General features: G+C 42.3%; 21 protein-coding genes. 2 read left to right on the top strand and 19 right to left on the bottom strand.

What is annotated here, in order from left to right; all coding sequences use genetic code 11:
• Positions 1-641 precede the first annotated feature (641 nt).
• The 4 genes from MAHAU_RS03405 to MAHAU_RS15530 form a co-directional block, all read right to left on the bottom strand.
• Positions 642-896 carry a hypothetical protein gene (locus tag MAHAU_RS03405; protein ID WP_013780326.1) on the bottom strand — a complete coding sequence of 85 codons (255 nt, stop codon included), beginning with the start codon at positions 894-896 and terminating at the stop codon, positions 642-644.
• A gap of 28 nt (positions 897-924) precedes the next feature.
• Positions 925-1,890, bottom strand: coding sequence for a hypothetical protein (locus MAHAU_RS03400; RefSeq protein WP_148258377.1), 966 nt, complete (start codon positions 1,888-1,890; stop codon positions 925-927).
• A gap of 277 nt (positions 1,891-2,167) precedes the next feature.
• Positions 2,168-2,776 (bottom strand): hypothetical protein, encoded by a 609-nt coding sequence (locus tag MAHAU_RS03395; RefSeq protein ID WP_013780324.1) that lies wholly within the window; start codon positions 2,774-2,776, stop codon positions 2,168-2,170.
• Between the two features lie 571 nt (positions 2,777-3,347).
• Positions 3,348-3,530, bottom strand: coding sequence for a hypothetical protein (locus MAHAU_RS15530; protein WP_148258376.1), 183 nt, complete (start codon positions 3,528-3,530; stop codon positions 3,348-3,350).
• A gap of 274 nt (positions 3,531-3,804) precedes the next feature.
• Here MAHAU_RS15530 and MAHAU_RS03385 point away from each other — a divergent pair, with 274 nt between their 5' ends.
• The gene (locus MAHAU_RS03385; RefSeq protein WP_013780323.1) at positions 3,805-4,902 is read left to right on the top strand and encodes a glucuronyl esterase domain-containing protein; all 1,098 of its coding nucleotides are present in this window, start codon (positions 3,805-3,807) and stop codon (positions 4,900-4,902) included.
• A 318-nt stretch (positions 4,903-5,220) separates the two neighbouring features.
• Positions 5,221-6,294 carry an Mrp/NBP35 family ATP-binding protein gene (locus tag MAHAU_RS03380; RefSeq protein ID WP_013780322.1) on the top strand — a complete coding sequence of 358 codons (1,074 nt, stop codon included), beginning with the start codon at positions 5,221-5,223 and terminating at the stop codon, positions 6,292-6,294.
• A gap of 21 nt (positions 6,295-6,315) precedes the next feature.
• On the opposite strand, the gene MAHAU_RS03375 is transcribed toward MAHAU_RS03380, so the two are convergent.
• The 15 genes from MAHAU_RS03375 to istA all read right to left on the bottom strand — a co-directional run bounded on the left by MAHAU_RS03375 (position 6,316) and on the right by istA (position 22,273).
• Complete coding sequence (locus MAHAU_RS03375; protein WP_013780321.1) at positions 6,316-6,768, bottom strand: Fur family transcriptional regulator; 453 nt, start codon at positions 6,766-6,768, stop codon at positions 6,316-6,318.
• An 84-nt stretch (positions 6,769-6,852) separates the two neighbouring features.
• On the bottom strand, positions 6,853-7,068 hold the full coding sequence (locus tag MAHAU_RS03370) for a FeoA family protein (protein ID WP_013780320.1): 216 nt from the start codon (positions 7,066-7,068) through the stop codon (positions 6,853-6,855).
• The gene (locus MAHAU_RS03365; protein WP_013780319.1) at positions 7,065-7,274 is read right to left on the bottom strand and encodes a hypothetical protein; all 210 of its coding nucleotides are present in this window, start codon (positions 7,272-7,274) and stop codon (positions 7,065-7,067) included. The genes MAHAU_RS03370 and MAHAU_RS03365 overlap by 4 nt, the downstream gene beginning before the upstream one ends.
• 1 nt (position 7,275) lies before the next feature.
• On the bottom strand, positions 7,276-8,733 hold the full coding sequence (locus tag MAHAU_RS03360; protein WP_013780318.1) for a ferrous iron transporter B: 1,458 nt from the start codon (positions 8,731-8,733) through the stop codon (positions 7,276-7,278).
• Positions 8,711-9,271 carry a FeoB small GTPase domain-containing protein gene (locus MAHAU_RS03355; protein ID WP_013780317.1) on the bottom strand — a complete coding sequence of 187 codons (561 nt, stop codon included), beginning with the start codon at positions 9,269-9,271 and terminating at the stop codon, positions 8,711-8,713. Before MAHAU_RS03355 ends, MAHAU_RS03360 begins: the two co-directional genes overlap by 23 nt.
• A 145-nt stretch (positions 9,272-9,416) precedes the next feature.
• Complete coding sequence (locus tag MAHAU_RS03350; RefSeq protein WP_013780316.1) at positions 9,417-9,737, bottom strand: DUF1292 domain-containing protein; 321 nt, start codon at positions 9,735-9,737, stop codon at positions 9,417-9,419.
• 55 nt (positions 9,738-9,792) lie between these two features.
• Positions 9,793-10,227, bottom strand: coding sequence for a Holliday junction resolvase RuvX (gene ruvX / locus MAHAU_RS03345; protein ID WP_013780315.1), 435 nt, complete (start codon positions 10,225-10,227; stop codon positions 9,793-9,795).
• Positions 10,228-10,234: 7 nt separating this feature from the next.
• The gene (locus tag MAHAU_RS03340; RefSeq protein WP_013780314.1) at positions 10,235-10,501 is read right to left on the bottom strand and encodes an IreB family regulatory phosphoprotein; all 267 of its coding nucleotides are present in this window, start codon (positions 10,499-10,501) and stop codon (positions 10,235-10,237) included.
• Positions 10,502-10,543: 42 nt separating this feature from the next.
• Positions 10,544-11,560, bottom strand: coding sequence for a DNA polymerase III subunit delta (holA, locus tag MAHAU_RS03335; RefSeq protein ID WP_013780313.1), 1,017 nt, complete (start codon positions 11,558-11,560; stop codon positions 10,544-10,546).
• A 9-nt stretch (positions 11,561-11,569) separates the two neighbouring features.
• Complete coding sequence (locus tag MAHAU_RS03330; protein WP_013780312.1) at positions 11,570-13,879, bottom strand: DNA internalization-related competence protein ComEC/Rec2; 2,310 nt, start codon at positions 13,877-13,879, stop codon at positions 11,570-11,572.
• A gap of 24 nt (positions 13,880-13,903) precedes the next feature.
• The gene (locus MAHAU_RS03325; protein ID WP_013780311.1) at positions 13,904-14,641 is read right to left on the bottom strand and encodes an MBL fold metallo-hydrolase; all 738 of its coding nucleotides are present in this window, start codon (positions 14,639-14,641) and stop codon (positions 13,904-13,906) included.
• Between the two features lie 2 nt (positions 14,642-14,643).
• Entirely contained in the window at positions 14,644-14,940 is a 297-nt protein-coding gene (gene hfq, locus MAHAU_RS03320; protein ID WP_013780310.1) for an RNA chaperone Hfq, read from the bottom strand.
• Between the two features lie 114 nt (positions 14,941-15,054).
• On the bottom strand, positions 15,055-19,335 hold the full coding sequence (locus MAHAU_RS03315) for an AAA domain-containing protein (protein WP_041643812.1): 4,281 nt from the start codon (positions 19,333-19,335) through the stop codon (positions 15,055-15,057).
• A 690-nt stretch (positions 19,336-20,025) separates the two neighbouring features.
• Positions 20,026-20,784, bottom strand: a complete 759-nt coding sequence (gene istB / locus MAHAU_RS03310; RefSeq protein WP_013780107.1) for an IS21-like element helper ATPase IstB — start codon at positions 20,782-20,784, stop codon at positions 20,026-20,028.
• Positions 20,777-22,273: an IS21 family transposase gene (gene istA / locus MAHAU_RS03305; RefSeq protein ID WP_013780108.1), complete on the bottom strand. Its 1,497-nt coding sequence runs from the start codon at positions 22,271-22,273 to the stop codon at positions 20,777-20,779. The genes istB and istA overlap by 8 nt, the downstream gene beginning before the upstream one ends.
• Positions 22,274-22,289: the final 16 nt, after the last annotated feature.

The following is a 22,289-nucleotide window of genomic DNA, read 5'->3' as shown; positions in this document are numbered from 1 at the left end:
CTGGTGGTAATATATGTTCTCATATCATATTAATGTAAGTTGCTAAAGTTATATAACCAGCTTACTGTAATATAATCTATATTTAATGTTCCAATTATAGTAAATCCATACATCGCTATGAAATTTTCGTTGAATAAATATCAGCCATTTACTATGACATTTTCGCTGACTATTGACAGTAGTAATTTCGTAATCTGCGATTCGTAATATGACAAATTCAGCGCGTGCAATAATATAAATCCTACGCCCGCTACAGGCTTGACATATATACCTCGCTACGGCTGTGAAGCTGGACCACTACGCAATCAAAGATTGCTGTGGTCCTACGCTTCAAAAGCCCGCTCAGTATATATGTCAAGCCTTATGTCACGTAATGATTGCGTACTTACAATTCGTTTCGCTTGAGCAAGCTAACGCCGGCAATTCGCGTCCATGTTCAGTGCCGGCTGATCGGGCGTCCATGCCCGACCTACGCTTGCTCTACGCTGCACTCATTGAGTACGCCTACGCAATATTTCAAGGCGTTCTCCGGCTTTATATCATTTTCATCGTTTTATATCACCAGTTTCAGTCATATATTACGAATTGCAGTTCGTAATTCATTTGATGTAGAAATTATAATATTTAATGTCGTATTCTTTTTATTCTCCTGTCCTTTTAATGAGTCCAAGATTAGCAGTACCGTTATATTTAGTATCAAGTACATATATGTCAAGGATATAGCTCTCTCTTGCTATATCCTTTTTTATTATCTTCGGCTCAGCAGTGGCACTTGAAACTTCAATGGAATATGAAAGATATTTTGAATTGGAATTATAACCCCAAACAACAATGAGTGTTTCATGCTGCTGAAATTGATAATCCCATATGGTATCACCCTGTTCTATGGATGCCATAGACCCTCCAAAATATATTTCATATACATCAATAAAAAGACATTGCGCAAAATGGGCTTATTTGCTGTTCATGATTAGTGATATCTAATTTCAATAAAGGCTGTATCACAATGTGATTGTTTGTTTTCTTTTGATATGTAACACCAATATCGTAAACTTTTAAAGCTTGCTTTTGTTTAGCCGTTAAATCGGTAGATAAGGATTTCAACAACTCATTTTTCATATCGTTGTTTTCTGAAACTATAATATCGCTTACTCTTAGATAATTGCTAAAAGAACTTGGATATAAAATATTAGCCTTAAAATTTTCATTGAAGACCGGATTATATGTCATAAAAACATATGAAACTCTAAATGAAGTATTGGTATCCAAATGAGTCATTGGTGCTGTTGGCGACTCAATAATACTGACTCCATTTTTTAATTCCGTATAAGGGGTTATGTAATAGCATTCCGGTACTAACTCAAAGCTATCGTCACCCTGTAATTGAAACTTAACTTTAGTAATTTGAATTTCTTTAGCCGTATCTATTACTTTATTTGCCAATTCCCCCGCAGATAAATTCAAAACAAAGTTAAAACCATTCTCTCCTTTATATGTTTCCACGGAGTATGATGTCGATGTTAAAAAAATAGTATCACCACTATATAAAACAATTTTATTAAACCTACCTTTTAGCGCATCCGCAACATCGCTCGCAGATCCGTCTACTGCGATACTACCGTAAACTCCAATTGTATTATTGATATTTACTGTACTATTTGTATTATAAGCTATAGAAACAATGTAATCTCTGAGTGACATAATTGTTCTTAGATTTGAATCATTTATCTCGTAAACACTTAATAGATTAGCATTGGGAGACTGAATAGGTGCTTTAGTATTACTATTATCTTTGTTTAGATTTACGTTACTTTGATTTGAACATGCTGAAAATAGAAATATTACCATTATACACACACACAGCGATATCACCAGGTTCTTTTTTCCCATATTTATCATTATATCCTCCTTTTGAGACTATTATATGTTCTCTTTTTGTCGGTGCATCAGATAAAGCTTTCTCGTCATGACAGTATATTCAATCTATCCAATCTAGCTTAGGAGAAAAAGCTTTACCTGAATATGTAAGTTACCCAATTTATTGCTGTCCTATTATGGATAATTATCTGACTTATGAGCTGCTGAATAAATGGATACATTTCCTTTACTCCACTTGCTCCTGAGTCAAAGATTAAGATCGTAGTAAGCTAGTTAGTTTTTGAGGCTTTTAGGATATAGCAATTAATTGTCTTGCATAGTAAGGATCATAGGCGCCTGTAGTAGCAGAACCAGGACCAGTCGTTTCACTTCCTGTCACTCTGTTTCTTTTGACACAAGTAAATGTATAATAATTCTGGGAATATCTTATTACTATTCTTCCTTTATATCCGCTTGGAATCTCATAGGAAACACTTTCTGATGCTGTAACCGTGTTAGAAACACCTACATTAGAGCCAATACTTGCCTGTACAATATCTGCAGATACTCCTACTGAGGTAGAAATATTAGCGTCAACAGTAAACGCTACCGATCTCGAATAAGTCAAATTGCAATATCCTGTAGCGTAATTTGTAAGAGGATAAAATAAGTTGAAAATTTGCTTACTAATGTTTCTTATGCTGTAACTATATAATAAACTATTTGGAGATACTGAAGGCAGATTTTTTGAAGGCAGATTTTTTACAGTAACCTTGCCTGGCAATGGAGTTTCAATAACATTGTCTTCCGGACTATAATTTACATTATTTGCCGCTAAAGCAGTAGCAGTAGACGAAAATGAGACACACAATATCAATGCCACAGCCATACATAACACGGTAAATATTACTTTTTTCATATAATATTTCCTTCTAATAGTTTATAGTGTCAAAAGTATTAATATACTAATAACCTATGATGCTTTATTTAATTTATTTTTTACAAATTATTTAAGCCATTTCTCTATTTAACCAAGAATCTAAAAAGTCCTTGGCTTCTTTTGCTTTTCATGATTAGTATACACCATATCTCTTATAAATGCAAGTATTTCCATGAAAAATTTTTTAAAGTTACTATAAACTGTTACTATTCACAGCCCTTTAAAAAAGGGTATGGGGAATAAGGCTAATTTCTAGCCTTATTCCCCATCATTCAGAATTTCTTCCAGTTTGAACGGATCCCCTCTGCAAAGCCGAAGCAGTGCATAGAACTCATTGATTCCGTTCCTGTAACATGTTTCAATATAGGTTTTAATATTGGCATAGAATGATGCCATTTTAACATTTTGAAACTGCCCGGATACCTTCATTTTGGTTTTTGCGCCCCGTAGACTATGCTCACTGAGATTATTAGTGAAGGGGATATCAAAGTTCACCACCCATGCAAGGTATTCATTCTTGAAGTCTAATATTCGCAGTATCAGTGTTTTTTCATCCTGGGCATAAATACTTCGAGTTGGCCTCCTCATTTTCCCTATATGCATCAAGCATAATGCTGTTGAATTTATCGAAGAACTCTGAAAGTGCTTCTGGACTGAATTTTGACACACCATTGTTTATCAGCTCTTCTCTTTGCCTGTTTGTGTCAGCGAGCAGCCTTGCTAGATCTTCCACCCATTTGTGTCCACTATTAAGCCCCCTAATAGACTTGGATAAAGTTTTTTGGAAATTATTTTTTCTCTCTGTTAGTGGAACTCATTTCTACAAAGTGGACTTTACTTTTTCATTTCATCTTAATTCTAGAATTGCCTTCTTTTTGCGGTTCTTGAGACTCTATTTTCTTATACCAACTTTAAAGTTCGGAATTCGTTTGATTCCGAAATTGACAGGTTATAAGCTATATGCTATATTATGCATAAAATTCAGTATCAAAGGAGGTATTCCCCCAATGCTGCAAGAAATGATTAAACACCTTCAGTTGCCCAAATTATTGGAGTTTGCGGATGGAACGCTGGTGAGGACAGCGCAAGACTGGTATAAAAGACGAAAAGAAATACTTTCTTTACTGTGCGACGAGGAATACGGGTTACGTCCTCCCGAGCCATCAGCAGTATCAGCCACGATACAAGAAGTCGATGAAGCAGCTTATGCTGGCAAAGTAATAGAACAGCATCTCATGCTCTCTGTAAAGTTAAATGAACATATCTTTTGTTTCCCTCTGCATATTTTTATTCCGAAGTTTGTGAAAAATCCCATGCTTATCGTATATATAGCCTTCCGTCCCGATATACCAGATCGCTATCTGCCACTTGAGGAAATCACTGACGAAGGCTTTGCACTCGCAACATTTTGCTATAATGACGTAGCCGCCGATCGGGAAGACTATTTTACCGGAAGACTGGCAGGTTTATTGAAAAAAGATGGACAACGCGCAGGCAATGATACCGGCAAGCTAATGATGTGGTCATGGGCAGCTTCCAGAGTAATGGACTATCTAGAAACGCGAAACGACATTGACCGCAATAATATAGCGATAATGGGCCATTCCCGTCTTGGCAAAACTGCATTAATAACGGGAGCGTATGATGAACGATTTACTTTTACCTTCCCCAACGATGCTGGCTGTTCAGGTGACGCCATCACGCGGGAGAAAGAAGGGGAACGAGTAAAACAAATCACCGATAAATTCCCATATTGGTTCTGTCCGAACTATAGGAATTATGCGGAGCGAGAAACACAAATGCCCTTTGATCAGCATTTTCTCGTAGCAGCTATTGCTCCTCGCTATGTAAGCGCAGGAACAGCTATAGAGGATACATGGGCTGATCCGAATAAACAATATCTATCTTATGTAGCGGCAGATGATGTTTACAAGCTGCTTGGCAAGAAAGGATTTATACATCCTGACAGATTGCCTGACGCAGGCGATATATTTCACGACGGCACCGTTGGTTTCCACATGCGTACAGGAACGCATTTTCACAGCCGTTACGATTGGCTATGCTTTATGGAATTCATGAAGAAGCATAGAGTTGGAAAGTTATGATATACCCTCATGTTATATAACTGCGATTCATAATATAGTAAATTCAGCGTATGCGACGACATAAAGCCTACGTTTGCTACGGGCTTGACATATATGCTGAGTGGGCTTTTGAAGCGTAGGACCACAGCAATCTTTGATTGTGTAGTGATCCAGCTTCCCAGCCGTAGCGAAGTATATATCTCAAGCCTTATACCACATAATAATTGCGTACTTACACTTCTTTTATCACATATTACGAATCGCGATTATACAAACTAACAATACACGTCAGAATAAGAAAGTGGTATAATGATGAAAACTAAATCGCAGGAGGATTTTATGGTTACAAAAGAACAGATATTGGATGCTTTGAGGAAGGTAATAGACCCGGAGATAGGTAAAGATATTGTGGATCTGGGTATGGTCCATAATATAGATATAAGCGATGGACAGGTTGTCGTCGATATACACTTAACCATAAAGGGGTGTCCGTTGCAGAACAAAATACGCGACGATGTAATGGCTGCCATTTCGGCATTGCCTGGCGTTAATAGTGTTAAAGTTAATATAGGTGAGATGACAAACGATGAGAGACAAGCTCTTAGCAAGCGATTCGGGCAGAAGCGTGAGGTATTGTTTGAGAATACTCATGTAATAGCAGTGGGCAGTGGCAAAGGCGGCGTAGGCAAGTCAACCATAACCGCAAATCTGGCATTGGCACTGCATAAGCTAGGATACAAGGTCGGGCTTATAGATACCGATATACTCGGCTATAGCATACCCAGGCTGCTAGGTACCAAAGGCAAGCAGGCCACTGCCATCGACGAGCATACTATAATGCCTATAGAAGCCCACGGAATTAAGACGATATCCATGGGTAATTTCATGTCCGAAGAAGATGTAGCTCTGATATGGCGTGGACCCATACTAGGGGGTATCCTGGAACAGTTCTTCAGCGATGTCTATTGGGGTGATCTGGATTACTTGGTTTTAGACCTGCCACCGGGCACAGGTGATGTACCGCTCAGCGTATTACAACGAATACCCACTTCAAAGTTACTGTTAGTAACAACACCGCAATCTTCAGCCGCCCATGTAGCGGGGCGTTTGGGCAATATGGCTGAAAAAGTCAAAGTGGACATACTTGGTATAATAGAAAATATGTCATACTTTATATGTCCTAACTGTTCAGCCAAACACTACATTTTCGGTCAAGGTGAAACCGAAGCAATAGCTAAGATATTAAATACAGAAATTCTAGGCCAAATACCGCTGGATATTGAGATACGACAGGATAGCGATAACGGCGTACCTACGGTATTGAAGGAAGGCGATAATTCAGCAAAGATATATATGGATATAGCCGAACGTATCACAGAAAAATTGCCTGTTTCATGCCATACAAATGAGTAAGCGGGATATCCTCCCGCTTACTCATTCATTTTCATTCTGGCTATTACGGCATTCGCTGCAATAGCCGAAGAATTTTAACATATGGTCGGTTATATCAAAATCATAATCGACCTCTATAAGTTTTTCTAGGCGTTCTAAGAAATCCTCTTTAACCTCTATAACCTTACCGCATTTAATGCATATCAAATGATGATGTTGATGATCCTCGTTATGGTGATTTAACTCATAGCGCGTCTTGCCATCGTCAAAATCCAGTCTATATATAACATCCATTTCTTCTAGCAATTGAAGCGTTCTGTATATAGTGGCCAATCCTATCTCCGGATATTTCTTTTTAACCTGCTCATATATCTCTTCAGGGGTCATATGCTTACCTTCATTTTCCACTATGGCATCCAGCGTAGCTCGCCTTTGCGTGGTAAATTTATAACCCTTCTGTTGCAATTGCTCCTTTAACGTTGTTATATTATCCATAATCGCGCACCTTCTTCTCAATTAGAAATAACATAGTATAGTATATGCACAAATTATATATAAGTCAATAGAGGCCAGACCTTTTCAATTAACAAATATACTGGATGCTATGTCTTTATCTATAGCTATTTGAGTATAGCCCACCTTTATAACATAGGAAGGAAAGCTCTGCACTAATTTTACGTCACTGCCCACCACTATGCCTAGGGCCATCAACTTGCGTACAGTATCCTGATTGTTCATGTCCAACGCCATAATAGTGGCTTTTTGCCCCGTTTTCATATCTGCTACACTTCTCATAAGCAATGTCCCCTTGACTCGTTTTTTATCATCGCTGCTTTTCTCAAAAACTTCGGCAGCTTTATCGATTCAGCCATTTCATAACCGCAATTCGGGCATTTTATTTTATGACATGTGCGGCTGAAAGGGCACCCTTTACATCCCTTTTCAGCCTCAGCCATTTCAAATTCATAACCACAAAACGGACATTTTAACGTTTTACTCATATTATGACACCCCCAGCAATATAAGTATCTTATTGAGTACATAGCCAACGGCAAAAGCAAAAGGAAAAATAAAAGCCACCATGCCTAATGTAGTCTTTGCCCCACGCTCCTTCCACATAATAGAAAACTGCGCTATACATGGCACAAACAGCGTCAAAGTAGAAGCCGCTACCGCCAATTGTCTGCCGTTTAACAATCCAGCCTTTTGTAGGTCATACAATCCTCCCGCACCATAATCGCGTCTAAAGAAACCGAATAAGAACGCTTCAGCAGCCTCTGACGGTAAACCAAGAGCATGCATCAACGGCTCCAGCCAGCTTATTATAAGGCCAAATAAACCGGTTAGGTTTCCCAACCATATGATAACGCTAGCAAGTATAAACAACGGCATTACTTCTATAAAGTACCATTGCATGCGTGTATAGGTCTTCATCCATACGTTAGATAGGCTGGGCCAGCGCAACGGCGGCACTTCCATAAAGAACGCCGGACGTTCTCCCGGTATTACTTTGGCTGCCAGGTATCCGATCAGCAGCAATACCCCTATAACAACTACGACCCATGTTACAAGTGCTGCTGTATGACCCGACAAAAGCCCCAATACAACTCCCAACTGCGCGGAACATGGTATAGCCAGGGCAAGCAACAGTGTAGCTATGACCCTCTCGCGTGTTGTTTCTAACGTTCTGGTTACCAATGTGGCCATTGTATCGCATCCAAAACCCAGCGTCATCGGTATCACTGCTCTGCCGTTGAGTCCTATTTTTTTAAATACCCTATCCAGTAACATGGCTATCCTAGGTAAATAGCCGGAATCCTCTATTATGGAAAACATGAAGAAAAACGTGCCCACAATGGGTAAGATTATAGCTACAGCATATCTTAAACCCAACGTAACGATGCCATAATCCATGCCTATCAAATCGCGAAGTGCCGGCCACGGCACATATTGGATCAGCAAACCGTTTATCCATGGATTTATATATTGCTCAAATATTGTACCTTCTATAAAGTCCACCACCACGCCAGCTCCGAATACGCCGACGAATTGATATAAACCGAAATATAATACAATTAACAATATCGGAATACCTGTAATTGGACTCATAGTAAGGCGGCTTAAGCGCTCGTTTATACTTTTATCAGTCGCTTTATCCTCCTTAACTATATCATCGGTTATAGCCCAAGCGAGTTTTTGCCTTTCCATGGCCATTATATAGCTTAAAGGTTCGTTATAGGCCTTCTGTGCCTCGCTTATGATATCTGATATTCGCTGCCATCCATCGCCTTCACGTCTACTTACCATATGCTTAATTTCATCATCGCCCTGAAGCAACAAAACGGCTATAGAGCGTTTTGATATATTATACTCTCCTTTGAGCGAGTCTATTATATCCTCTATAGCCTTTTCTATCGTTTCGTCATATTTTACTACCTCAGGCTGCAATACTGACGACATAATCCGTTACCTCCTGCTTCAACTCTTTTATCCCTTTATTCAACGCCGCAGAGGTAACTACAACAGGTATGCCTAACTTCTGCCTCAACTTGTAAGCATCTATTTTTATACCTAACCTTTCGGCCTCATCCATAACATTCAGCACGAGGATCACCGGTAGACCGGCTTCTATAAGCTGCAAAGTAAATGAAAGCATGCGTTTTATATTTTTAGCATCTACAATATGCAATACCACATCCGGTTTTTCTTCCAAAAGGAGCCTTCTGGCCACCCTTTCTTCTTCAGTTATAGGCATCAGCGAGTACATACCCGGCGTATCTATTATTTCAAATTCGCAGTCTCCTATGCGTCCTTTCCCTCTTGAAATCTCTACGGTAGTACCAGGGTAATTGGACACCGTAACATATTTACCAGTCAAGCGGTTAAATATTACGCTTTTGCCCACATTGGGGGTACCTACCAACGCTATCTTGGGTAGCCCTTCAATGTGCTCATTGCCGCTTGTATGACAACTTTTATTATTCGCTTTTTTATCCATTGACATAAACCCTCCCTCTGCATTTATATTGATAATTATTATCAATTTCTATTTATAGTATAATCATAATGATAATCATTGTCAATAGTATGAATAAAAAATAAATGGCACATCGTTTCGATATGCCATTTATCATCAGGCTATTTCATTTATCATCATCTTCGTCCTCATCGTCATCATAGAAATCTTCATCCTCGTCTTCTTCGTCGGATATAATTTCCATATAAGCATCATAAACTGCTTGCATTTCATCCTCGTCGTCTATAGAAACGTATATATCCTCGCCATTTTCATCTTGTTCTATCCTCAATACTATGGCCTCATCTTGGCCAAGGTCCTCCATAGGCTCCAGCGGAGACAACAGAACATATTCTTTATTATCGATTTCCAATGTAAGTATATGCTCGAATTGGACCTCATTATCATCCTCATCTATAAGGGTTACGATATTTTCTTCGTCAACCATAACGGTACCTCCATTCATCAATTTGATGCCATTTTATACTAAAGTAATCTACCTGTCAATCTTTATTTTTGGTTATGCGCAAACTATCCAAATATCCTTGCAATATATACACGGCCGCCATTTTATCTATGACCTTTTTGCGCTTTGCCCGGCTGACATCGGCTTCTATCAACGAACGCTGGGCGGCTACCGTACTCAGCCTCTCATCCCACAACACTATATCGATGTCATCAGCCATATAATCAGCCAACCTTTGTTTAAATGCTATCACCTTTTTGCCTTGAGGCCCTATACTGCCATTCATGTTCTTAGGCAGTCCTATCACTATGCACTGAACCCCTGACTTTTGACATATATCAACTATATGCTGCATATCGGCCTCCGGTTGCTTGCGCCTCCATGTCTCCAGCCCCTGAGCCGTCCAGCCCAATTCGTCACTGATCGCTATACCTATCGTATTGTCCCCTACATCAAGCCCTAATATTCGCATGATAGGATTATTGGCCTTCATGAGCGTCTATATAAAATCTAAGCAATTCGCTGAGCAGTTCATCTCTGTCCAGCTTATGTATAAGCGCTCTGGCATTATTATGGCTGGTTATATAACTCGGATCGCCGGATATAAAATAACCTACCATCTGCACTATCGGATCATACCCCTTCTCTTCAAGCGCAGCAAATACCTGCATCAGTACGGCTTTAGCCTGCGCACTGTTATCGTCTTCGATATTAAATTTCATGGTTTTTTGTTCATCATTGCTCATATTATCTACCCACCCTCTCAAATTATACGCTTATATCATACCCTATATACCATTATTTTTCAAGCTCAATACCAATCTTTCTAAGATCATAGCTTGATTAAAGGATGTTGACTTCATATCCAAATCGCTTTGCAGACAATGTCTCAATGCCTCAACGATTTGCCGCTTATCGAATTCTTTGAGCTGGTTTATATAGCTGTTAACCGCAAAAATCGGCAGTTTTAATTGAGATGATATTTCCCTGGCACTGTATCCTTTATCCAGCAAAAGCCTGCATTGCAACAATATCCTGAATTGCCTAGCTATCATAGATAACATGCCTATGGGAGATTGTCCGGATTCCAACAACTCGTTCATATGGTATAGCGCCTTATCCACATCTTTTTGTCCGATAGCATCGACCATTTTGAATATATTGGCCGATGATATGCGCGTAACCACCGCATCTATATCTTGCGCGCATATTACACGGGCTTCGCCTGCATAATCCGCTACTTTATGTATCTCATGCACCAGCGTCTCCAGTTCGCTGCCGGCCATCATAGCCATATATTGTGCATCTTGAGACGAGATGGCTTTACCCAGTCGTTTAAAAGCCGTCCGTATCCATAATATAAGTTCCTTATCCTTAAGCTGGGCAAAATCCACAACCGCCCCATATTTCCCTATAGCCTTAAAAAGCGCTGTATTCTTACGTATATCTCCTCGGCAGACGAATACCAGGCACAGATGCTCTGGTATGTGAGCAATGTAATCGACCAAGCGCTTGCGGTCCACCGTATCCGCCCCACGCCCCATGAGCGGCGCATAGTTGCGGATTACCACAAGCCTTCTTCCGCCAAATAAAGGGAGCGTATCCGCGCAAGCCAACACATCATCTACACTGGCAGTTTCCCCATCCAGGACGGTCATATTCATATCGCGCACAGCCCCATCGAGCAATGTATCCTTTAGTTGTGCGAGCGCTTGCTCTTTTACGTACTCCTCCTGGCCGTAAAATAGATAAAGCCGCGCTATATCTCCAGCCTTTAAGTTATTAAAAAACTCTGTATGATCCATATGCTATCATCACCTTTCGATCACCGTTTCAACGCTCATATTCCAACCATCGGTAACTATGCTAACAGCTCCATGTTTATCAGTCCGATATACCTGTGCGCCAGCATCGTAGTATCGCCGTATAACATTATCGCTCGGCTGTCCAAAATTATTATTACCCACCGATACAACCGCTACGTCTGGCTTTACAGCGGCTATAAAGCCATCAGTACTCGATGTATCGCTACCATGATGAGGCACCTTTATAACAGCGCTTTCTAAATCCGCATCTTGGATCAATTCATTTTCAGCATCAGATTCTATATCTCCCGGCAATAATAATGAAAAATTCTTGTATTTTAATTTTAACACCAATGAATCGTTATTGCCACCATCAAAAGATGGTTGGGCCAGTGGATACAACACCTCGAATACGATACCATCATCCACCTCGATTCGATCGCCTTGTGCCAGCTTTACAACGCGTGCACCTTTGTTAAGAGCGGTGCTTAAAAATTTTTCATCGTATATGCTATATAGGACGGTGTCCACCCTTAATTCGTTCATTACAGACACTAACCCGCCCATATGATCCGAATCCGGATGAGAATACGCGATCAAATCCAAATGCATTATGCCGTTATGTTTAAGATAGGGCAGCACTATACTTTGGCCGGCATCAAATCCATCTTCCATATAATCCACGCGGTTGCCTCCGTCTATAAGTATATTTTTATGCGACGGTGTGGTTATAAGGATACTGTCGCCCTGTCCCACATCCAAAAATACCACTTTTAGCCTGTTATCGTTTGCCCATACAGTAAACGCCTCTATAGCTATGATAAATACCAAAGCAACTGCAATCGATGTTACCTGCCGTCTACTCATGCGCCGCCATAAAAAAACAGCGCATATAGTTATGTAATAAGCGACTATGAGCGGAATCGAAGGCGATGGTACATTTATAGCTACCCACGGTATACCGGCCATCGCTAACGTAAATATATTGACCGATCGCAATATAATGTATAAGGGGTAAGCTATTGTAGATGCCACGACGGGTAGAAGTGCCCCCAACGCTGATAATACCAGTCCTGCTAAAAATATAAAACCATTGAAAGGTATTATGGCTATATTGGCCAGCAACGACAATGTGGGTATCTGATTGAAATAATACGCTATGATGGGCAAGGTAGCGATTTGCGGCGCTAATGTAGCCGCACATATCTCGGCCAAAGCCTTTGGCATAAACCTCGCCAAAAAATCTTCTATTGGTTTATATATGCTCAAGAGAGATGCTGTAGCAGCAAAGGACAGCATAAAACCGATATTGTATATGTCCAGCGGGTTTATGATGAGGATTATAATAGCAGCTATGGACAGGCTATTTAGCGTATCTGCTTTTCTATTCAGCAGCCTGCCTCCCAATAATACGGACAGCATTATGGCGGCCCGCAATACCGATGGGGAAAGATCGGATATTACGGCATATACCCATATTGCAGCAATAGCTATGCCATCCGCGAAACGTGGTTTGCTATTGAAAGGCTTAATTATAAAGTAAATGATAAGCGGTATGAAAGCCACATTCATGCCTGAAACGGCTAGTATATGAGCCATGCCGGTAGCACTGTAAGCCTCGCTTATCATATCGGGCATATCGGCCGTATATCCGAATAGAATGCCTTTTAGCAATGTATTTTCGGGATATGGCATAAATCCGTCTACGCTATCTGTAAGGCGCTGCTTAATGTTCATGAAAAGATCCGATATGGAATGAACACCTTTAGAACCTAAATATGAAACATCACGGCTATTGGCCGACATTATATGGTATATGCCCTGCCCCTTAAGGTATGCTTTATAGTCGAAACCTCCGGGATTACGCTGACCGGATGGTAGCCGAAGTTCACCCTTTACCATTATGCGGTCGCCGCAACGGTATGACGGTTGTTCATCATCATGGTATATTGTTAAACGCACTTTGGCTTGGCTATTATCAACAGCCAGCGCATAAGCAGCCTTGGATTTATCATCTGAAAATATATTTATAATTGTCCCTGCCAGCGAGACGTCTTTACCTTCTAACAGCTCCAAACCATCGCTCACAACATGAAAGCTGTACTGGAATTTCATCAGACCAAATAACGCAAATAAGATGCATATGGCCGATATAACAGCCATATTTGACCGCTTCATAAAAAATGCGGCCGCCATTAACAACATGATAACAGCAGCCGCCCATACGATTGTACTCGACACATAAGGAACTATGTAACCCAGCAATAAGCCGCCTATATAACACAGGCATACGAGTATGGCAGGTCTCTTAAACCTCACCTTTCTTCCCCCTATGATTTCAAGTTATATATTATATGTGTATCTTTCCCGAGCCACCTCAGCAGCGGGATAATGCTGCCTAGCTTCTTTCAAGTAAAGCTCCTCATCATGCTCGAACCATAAATGCGTAAGTAAAAACGCCTTAGCATCAGCGTAAGCAGCCACCATACCTGCCTCAACAGCTGTAAGATGCGGTACATTAGGCGAAGTTTTCTCCGATGTAAGCAACCCGCCATCACATAAAAGCATATCACAGCCCTTAGCAAAGCCGACCAGATCATCGCCCTGCGATGTATCGCCCGAATATACCAGCTTATGGCCAGCACTATCCTCCAACTTAACAGCAAAACTGGGCACTGGGTGCACCATAGGCGAAAGTGAAATCTTTACGCCACCTATATCCGTTTCCATCCCTGGCTTTATATCACACAATTCAAATACGTTGTTAAACTGAAGATCTTGCCATACGCTCGCCGGCGAGGATGGTGAATATACCTTAATTAGTCTGTTCCATTGACCTCGCTTTTTTAAAATATCTATAGCATACCTCAATACCATCATATCCGATACATGATCGCTATGTAAGTGCGTGAGTATTACAGCATCGATATCCTGGAGACGTTTATATGTAAGCAAGCGTGAAATAACGCCGTTCCCACAGTCCAACAGTATGCATGTATCGTCGACTTCCACCAGATAACCGGAGCAAGCACCGTCGGCGGCTGGAAACGGACCGTATCTGCCCAATACTGTAAGCCGCATGCTTATTCTTCCTTTTCATCGGTTGGCTGAGCCACAGGCGAATAATTAGCCTGCATACTCGGATTATTATAGTTCGGGGCAAAGCTCACGCTTCGCGCGGGAGTAATGGTCGATATAGCATGCTTATAGACCAGCATCTGCCTACCCTCGTTATCCAATATAACTGTAAAACTGTCAAACCCTTTAACCAATCCCCGTAATTGGAATCCATTAGTAAGATATATCGTAACCGGTATGCGTTCCTTGCGCACCTGGTTGAGGAAAACATCCTGTAATACAATGGTCTTGTTAGTCGTCATTATTTTTACTCCACCCTCCACTTTTGTCCAATTTAATTGATGTTAATATTATATACCAAAACCGTCCATATTAAAAGGACTTTTTGCATAGTTTCCGTAATGAAGGCATGTATATTAATATGCCTCGTTTACCATAGCCGCTATGGTATCAGATAGTTTCAAGCGTTTACTTTTCTGCGTCCTGTATTCTTCTATCATGCCATCCGCTTTAAGCCTTGCCACCTCTTGCTTGATCTCGTTTTTAATCCTCTGCCTCTCAAGGCCTCTCTTGTCTACATTCATCGCTCTTAACACTTCATCGGGCAAAAGGTCCTCGCCTTTGCTGCCATTTTTGAGCACATGTAATATAGCATATCTGAACGCCATCGACTGGTCGCTTAATCCTGAAAATTGGGAAACAGTATCACGATAACTTTCATAAGTTTCAGTATGCTGCCACTGATCCGCCGGCTTTATATCTAATCTATCGAGCAACGGTATTATAGTGCTCATAGCCGCGTCGGGATCTTGATAGAATTCGCTCCCCCATACACGCCAGAATACCCATCCGGTTCTCTCCATCTGCCTTTGACGCAAGCGATCCTGCCACCAACGGTCAGGCGTATGCCATCTGGCACCATCGCACTCTATTGCCAACCGGTTGTATTCGCCATTTACGACCATATCTATACGGTAATTGCCGACTTTAACCTGCGGTGTTACCCTATAATTTCTCGCCGTCAGCCAATCGTATACAGCCTCTTCAAACGGCGATTCCAATAGATCTCTGCCGCGTTCCGCGTTCTGTTGGCTCCACATGCCGTTTTGCACATACGACAAAAGCTCATAGCGCAGATCAGTTTCCTTTAAGTCCTCCAGCTCTACTGAATGGAACAGGATCAATTGGTCCTTCGCGCGGCTTACCGCCACATTGAACCGCTGCCTGTACTGGTCCTTGGTTAGAGCTACGAGGCGCTTGGCATCATTGGCCCCCACCACCATGGACAATATCATGACATCCCGCTCATCCCCCTGGAATGCATATGCGTCGCCCATTCTCAGGCTGCACGCCTCCTGCTCCTCGGGTGTCAGATAATCGTTTATCTTATCCCAAATATACTTTGCCTGGGCATTGCCCGTCAATGATATTACGCCAAATGTCTTACCTTTATATCTGGGGTCATGCACCATATCACATAGTCTCTCGCATATAGCATCGGCTTCCGGCTTGTTTATATCCTGTGTATCCGCCCTGTATCCGCCGGGTATATAAACATCGGCCAATACCGGCTCCAGGCGCTTGCCCGGCAGCACATTCCTCAATGGTATTATCCTGTCATTGTAACACAACCTGTTCGAAAATCCGATGATTTCAGGCATACATCTGAAATGTTCTCTGAGCATAAGCATCCCTTGGCCCGCAAATGTAATCTTGGCTATGTCGAAAAGGCTGGTGGTCAAATCCATATAATCCCTGATGGATATATCCGACAAATATTGCTGCATCAATCTCTGAACGTCTATAACGCTCTTGCCCACGGCGTCAGGGCTGATCTGTTCCGGATCACCCACTATGATCACTTTTTTGCCTCTGGCTAAAGCCAATAGCGATTTAATATCGCATTGGCTGGCTTCGTCGACTATAACCACATCGAAATTGGCAAAATCAGACGGCAATGTTTCAGATACCTTATAAACGGGCATTATCCACACCGGCACAGCATCCTTGGCCTGAAGCATTTCGTGCTGTACCATTTGTTTTTTCCTCCAGGCCAATTTACCTGTACCTTTGCCTAGCTTCCTAACCGCCAAATGCCAGCGTTCCAAAGCCTTCAAGCTCTCTTCTGTCGTACCCAACATAAGCCCTAAAGTAGTCTTATTCAATATCAACTGTTCTTTATCGCCTCTCAAAGCCTTGATCAATTGTTCCTGTTTATCTTCGAGATCTTTCATTTTCCTGTTCTCAAAGTTTATATCGTATAAATAGTGCTTTATGGCATTATTGCTCCACGATGTCATCCAATAAGCTGGACAGAGATCATTCTCATTCACATCCTTTTGCAACCATCGCTGAGCCCACTTAGGCGCTTTAGCATCCAAACGCCGCCAGGACGCCATAAACCTATCATAATCGTCCTTTAAGCTCTCTATTAATTTTATAAACTGATAGCCGTTACCCCATATCTCGACCGTTTTATCGTCGCACTCATATGTTTTATCCAAGCAACTGAGCATATCCGTAACTACTGCATGAGCACAACCTTTATCGATGACTCGGCCGAGCACGTCCTTTTGCCTTTTTAAGCCACTTACGGCCGCACTATACTGCTGCTGCGCCATCTTTATGGATAATGCTTTATATAAGTCCTCCAATCGCTCGTCCGAAACAGGTCCGATGTTTTTCATGATAGCGTTAAGGCACTGTTTTGCTTTAGGTATGCAGGCGCTGTCGTATTCCACAACATCCAGCAAACGCCTGATGGTTTCCATTATAGGTTTTACATCTTGAATATCTATGTCCTGTTTGTTGTCAGGCTCGACAATACCGCTGTTGGCAGCAAAATTGTTCCATGCATTGGATGCCTCTTTTGCAGCTACAATAAGCCTTATAAAATTATTTGCTGAGTCCCATTCGCCTTCCGAACAAGGAATACGGCCGTTTACCAGTACGCCCTTCAAAGCCCGTTTTTTCTTCATATTCAGCTCTAACAGCCCAACGGCTTTTTTACCGCTTCTGACATTATTCAAAGCCTCATCTACAAACTGCGCCGTTTCTTCCAATAATATCGAACGGTCCCATGTCACGTTATCCAATAAATTCAGTTTGGAATACAAATCCTCCAGGTTAACCATATGCTGCTTCAATAATTGAGCGGATTTAAGTATTTTTTCTCTGTCCAGAGGAGATTTTCTCATAATATCCAATAAGGTTTTCTGCCAATCGGCATTTATGCGGTTATAAACATCCATAGCATCTTTTATGGCATTCAATGCGGTTTCGATGCCATCTGCAGATTCATCGGTGAAAACAACCCCGGGAATATAACCGTCCACATCCGCATCCATAGCCGATAACTTATGCAGGTGCTCGACCATCTTGCCGAAAGAAACCCTATCCAACAGATCCTTGGTATCCGGAAATTCATACGATAAATCATCTATATGATCTATTATAGCTCTGCGGGATTTCCTGAAGCGTTTCATCTCCTCTCCATCAAGCGGCGGTTGCGAAACGATTTTTACAGCCTCCTTACCGCTTTCAACCACAGGTATCACTTCATAATCCGGCATATTATCCAGCCAGTTATGCATATCCTCCTGCAATTTAAGTACTTTGGCAAGGTCCGAAGGTAAAAGCAAACGCCCATCATCCGACTGCACCATTCTGACCTGTATTCCTGCCAACTTCTGCATTTGACGCTGGATCGATATCATTTCTTCTTTGTCCTGATCTATCTGTTCCTCCAAGCGTTTTATATCAGCCTGTAAAATATTTATATCCGATTGCGTCACCATTTCTATAATCGTAGAAACAGCTTTGTTGAGCTGCTCCTTGCTATCGTTGGCGTGGCTCAACACGCTAATACATAAAGGCCTTAGGGCCTCGGGTATTTTATTGTGTAAAACCGTCAACGCTTGTTCTTTTTGTGATGTAACGAGCACTTTCTTACCTTGAGCCATAAAGTGACAAATGAGATTGGCTATGGTATGGCTTTTGCCGGTCCCCGGCGGGCCCCACACCACTACGCCGTCAGCATGTTCCAATCGATCTATGATCTGAATCTGCTCGAGGTTAGCCGGAAGCGGAAACAATATGTTTTTATCTATAAGACAGCTCCATTCATCCCGCTCTCTCTGCTCATATACCGACGGCTTATTTCCCGAAACACCCAATATTGCTTTCCATGCACCGGCTTGAGCCAATTTATCCTCCGTAAGGGCGTTCTTTAATCCGTCTATATCCCTCAGCAGGGAATCGACTTGGCGCCGGCGTACAAACAATACGCTCTCATCCACAATGCAAAGCTTTTTGCCGGCAGCCTCATCTTGAATTTCTTCCGCGTTATATATGCAAAAGTCAGCGGATATGACGCCTCCTGCTTCTTTTAATATATCCAAATATGTCCCGCTATCCGCGGGATTGTAATCTATTTGCTCAAAATGCTCTTGAACAGGTGACAGATCCGGTATGTTCATATCGGTAAAAATATCAGTTTCTAACCTTGAATCAGCATCCTCATCGGGTATTACGCTCATAACACCGTTAATAGGATCATAATCGAGAATCATTTTCTGAATTATCAACGGATATTTGATATCATGTACGCCGTGCTTCCATAGGACCACGCCTTGGCCCCATGCCAGCTCTAGTTCTTCATCGTATTTTAGACGTTCCCTTAAATTGAAAAGCCTCATGAAAAGGTCCTGAACGATATATTGTGGCCTTATCCTTTCGGCCCATTCATTCCATTGATTTATATAAGCATCCCATGCGGCAACGCGTTGCTCATCCGCTTCAAATGCAATGCATTCTTCTTGTATCTGGCACTCATCAGCTTTGATAGGGATCTGACGTGGATCTTCTGATAGCTCAACCCATCCTTTTAATTTATTCGGTACATCTGGAGGTGGCTGTATATTCTGTCTGCGGACTTTAAGCCAAGCTTGCGATCGTCAACGAAATTTTGAGCCACTCGCTAATGAAATTTTGAGCCACCTTCGCTAACGAATTCGTGAGCCACGCGCTAGCGAAATTTTGAGCCACCTTTGCAGGATTTAAAAGCAAATCTTGCAAAATAGCTCATTTTGCTTCTCTTTTTCAGCCCGAGGCAGGCTAACCAATCGAGTTCTACGATTTCATCGGGGGAGCCGGTCAGGTAAAAAGCGGGAGGGATAAATTCCCCAAGGCCTAACCCGCCAAGTCTTTATGCTCACGCTTTTTACCGGCGCTTGACAAGACCGGGTCCCAAAGGGATATAATATTTTAGGCGAGGGTTGGGCTGTTTGGATTTTTGCTTCCCTTCCGTTGCCCTCGGTATTTTTGCCTATCCATTTGGGTGGTCTTGTCAAGAGAGACCGGCGACTCCCGAGTGCTAGACTCTGACTCTATCCTCGCTGGGCTGCTGCTTGCTGCTTGAACCGGTATGATGTACCGTTCATATTGAGTATGTGAGCCCTAAAGGTTAAGCGGTCTACCAGCGCTGCTGTCAGTACGGTATCTTGAAAAAATTCTACCCAACGGGAGAACTCTAAGTTAGTGGTTATCATTACGCTGGCTCTCTCTGAGCGTTCGGATAAAACCTGAAACAAAAGCTCCGAATGGTGCTTATTGAAGCTCAGGTAGGAAAGCTCGTCAAGTATGAGAAGATCAATTTTAGACAGTTGCTTCTCTATCTTGCTCAAGCGATGGTACTCCTGAGCTTCGGCCAGCTCGTTAGCCAACTGGGCCGCTGTGTAAAATCTCACCTTGTATCCGGCTTTGCATATTCTCATGCCTAAGCCGATGGCCAAGTGGGTTTTGCCGGTACCCGGGTTGCCTATCATGATGACATTCTCCCGATTTGCTACAAAATCACCTGTAGCCAGCTGCCAGACCAGTGCTTCTTCGACATGCTCCAACGCTTTGAAATCAAACTCATCCAGCGATTTAGCGAGTGGAAAGCCTGCTGCTTTAATCCTGCGCTTTAGCTGATTTTCCTGTCGTGTAGCCACCTCGTTGGCCAATAACTCGCATAAGAAATCCTCATAGCCCATGCCGTCCTCTGTGGCGTGACGCATAATCGGTTCGTATTTGGCTATGGTAGGCAGGCGAAGCTGCTTGGCATATAGGCGTATAAGTTCCTTTTTGGGATTTATCTCACTCATGGTTCTTATCACCTCCTGCCAAGAGCACGTCATAAGCGTTTAACGATACCTCTTTAACCGATACATCATTCGGAAAGGGTATAACATTATCCACGGCACCATTATCGTCGCTATCGGTTAATCTGCTCCTTAAAAGCTCAATGGTAGGCGATGATATATCCAATGCTTTGATCTCTTTTAGTATGCGTTCTGTGCCATAGTCTACCACCAGCCTGAGCAGTTTCACCATATCGCGGTTACCTGCCGGCAATCTTTGTCCCCATCGCAGTATTTCCTGAGGTATATTGGCTTGCTTAACTGGTTTAGCATTCAACACCGCTCTGGGACGCTTCTCCAAAAGGTCAATGTAATGGCTCAACTGATACTGAACAGTATTTGCCGTATAGCTCCTAGGATAGGCAGCCACATCCTCATTATGATAATATATCCTGACCGTTGTGCCGTATCCTTTGACGGTAACATTCTTGCCCACCAAATGAAGAGGGACCGAATACTGGCTGCCGTCAAAACGCACTATGCCAAATTCATTTACACCGGCAGTAACCTGAATGGCAGTATCAAAGGGATATAAGGGCAACGGTATCAAGCTGGCTCGTTCGGTCTCATAGCCTTTACCCACTGTTTGGGAACGGCCCCTTATGGTATGCGAGCGGTACTTTATGCATCTATCCAGTATTATCTGATTTAGCTCTTCTATGCTATCGACGTGCACAAGAGGTACCAGTACATTGCGACGTATATATCCTACCAGGCCTTCTACCAGTCCTTTTTCATGCCCCTCTGCCAGGTTGCAGTACTCAGTTGCAAAGGCATAATGGGCCTTCAATGCCATAAAGCGCTGCTGTTCTTTAACTACATGGGTACCCCAGCCTTCTTTTACAGCAAGCCGGGAATTGTCGAATATCTCCTTTCTTGCTACGCCGCCGAAGTATTCAAAACCGGCTCTATGGCCTTCCAGGAAAGATTCTTCATTTTCCCTGGTAAAAGCCATGACAAAGATATCGCAGCTAAAGCACAAGCGCATACAGAACAAATGTACGGTTTGTTTTACGCCTTTTATATATACCTTAGCCGCTCCCCAATCCACTTGGACCGCTTCACCGGGCTCAAAGGATAAAGGGATATAGGCGTTATTGACGTTTTGCCGCAGTTGCTGGACGTACTGCCTTACAGTGGACTCTCCGCCCATAAACCCTTTTTCCTCTACCAAACGGTCATAAATCCTTTTTGCCGTATGCTGCTGCTTTTTGACGTTCTCTTGTTTATCCTGTTCCAAGCAGGAGTGGATAAACTCGATTACTTCCGTGGTTAGTACCGGGGCAATCCTTCCTTGGTAAGGTTTGCGTTGCCCTGGCATACATGCACCTTGGCAATACTTTTTGACAGTATTGCGTGAGATACCCAAACGCCTGGCAATCTCCCTTTGCGAGCAATGCTCTACAGCATAAAGCTGACGAATTTCTTGATATAGATCCACTTCAATTGTCACACTCCTTAGCCTCCTG

This window comes from Mahella australiensis 50-1 BON (assembly GCF_000213255.1).
GTDB lineage: Bacteria > Bacillota > Clostridia > Mahellales > Mahellaceae > Mahella > Mahella australiensis.
Note: the sequence above shows the minus strand (reverse complement) of the source record. Positions and strands in the feature narration are given on the sequence as shown.

Excerpts from the sequence above, each read along its gene's own strand:
- MAHAU_RS03385 (WP_013780323.1), top strand. The coding sequence starts at position 3,805 with ATGCTGCAAGAAATGATTAAACACCTTCAGTTGCCCAAATTATTGGAG.
- MAHAU_RS03350 (WP_013780316.1), bottom strand. The coding sequence starts at position 9,737 with ATGGTTGACGAAGAAAATATCGTAACCCTTATAGATGAGGATGATAAT.
- MAHAU_RS03325 (WP_013780311.1), bottom strand. The coding sequence starts at position 14,641 with ATGCGGCTTACAGTATTGGGCAGATACGGTCCGTTTCCAGCCGCCGAC.
- hfq (WP_013780310.1), bottom strand. The coding sequence starts at position 14,940 with ATGACGACTAACAAGACCATTGTATTACAGGATGTTTTCCTCAACCAG.
- istB (WP_013780107.1), bottom strand. The coding sequence starts at position 20,784 with ATGAGTGAGATAAATCCCAAAAAGGAACTTATACGCCTATATGCCAAG.
- MAHAU_RS03370 (WP_013780320.1), bottom strand. The coding sequence starts at position 7,068 with ATGAGAAGTGTAGCAGATATGAAAACGGGGCAAAAAGCCACTATTATG.
- MAHAU_RS03315 (WP_041643812.1), bottom strand. The coding sequence starts at position 19,335 with ATGAGGCTTTTCAATTTAAGGGAACGTCTAAAATACGATGAAGAACTA.
- MAHAU_RS03375 (WP_013780321.1), bottom strand. The coding sequence starts at position 6,768 with ATGGATAATATAACAACGTTAAAGGAGCAATTGCAACAGAAGGGTTAT.
- holA (WP_013780313.1), bottom strand. The coding sequence starts at position 11,560 with ATGGATCATACAGAGTTTTTTAATAACTTAAAGGCTGGAGATATAGCG.
- MAHAU_RS03395 (WP_013780324.1), bottom strand. The coding sequence starts at position 2,776 with ATGAAAAAAGTAATATTTACCGTGTTATGTATGGCTGTGGCATTGATA.
- MAHAU_RS03400 (WP_148258377.1), bottom strand. The coding sequence starts at position 1,890 with ATGGGAAAAAAGAACCTGGTGATATCGCTGTGTGTGTGTATAATGGTA.
- MAHAU_RS03405 (WP_013780326.1), bottom strand. The coding sequence starts at position 896 with ATGGCATCCATAGAACAGGGTGATACCATATGGGATTATCAATTTCAG.
- MAHAU_RS03340 (WP_013780314.1), bottom strand. The coding sequence starts at position 10,501 with ATGAGCAATGATGAACAAAAAACCATGAAATTTAATATCGAAGACGAT.
- ruvX (WP_013780315.1), bottom strand. The coding sequence starts at position 10,227 with ATGCGAATATTAGGGCTTGATGTAGGGGACAATACGATAGGTATAGCG.
- MAHAU_RS03360 (WP_013780318.1), bottom strand. The coding sequence starts at position 8,733 with ATGTCGTCAGTATTGCAGCCTGAGGTAGTAAAATATGACGAAACGATA.
- MAHAU_RS03355 (WP_013780317.1), bottom strand. The coding sequence starts at position 9,271 with ATGGATAAAAAAGCGAATAATAAAAGTTGTCATACAAGCGGCAATGAG.
- MAHAU_RS03365 (WP_013780319.1), bottom strand. The coding sequence starts at position 7,274 with ATGAGTAAAACGTTAAAATGTCCGTTTTGTGGTTATGAATTTGAAATG.
- MAHAU_RS03380 (WP_013780322.1), top strand. The coding sequence starts at position 5,221 with ATGGTTACAAAAGAACAGATATTGGATGCTTTGAGGAAGGTAATAGAC.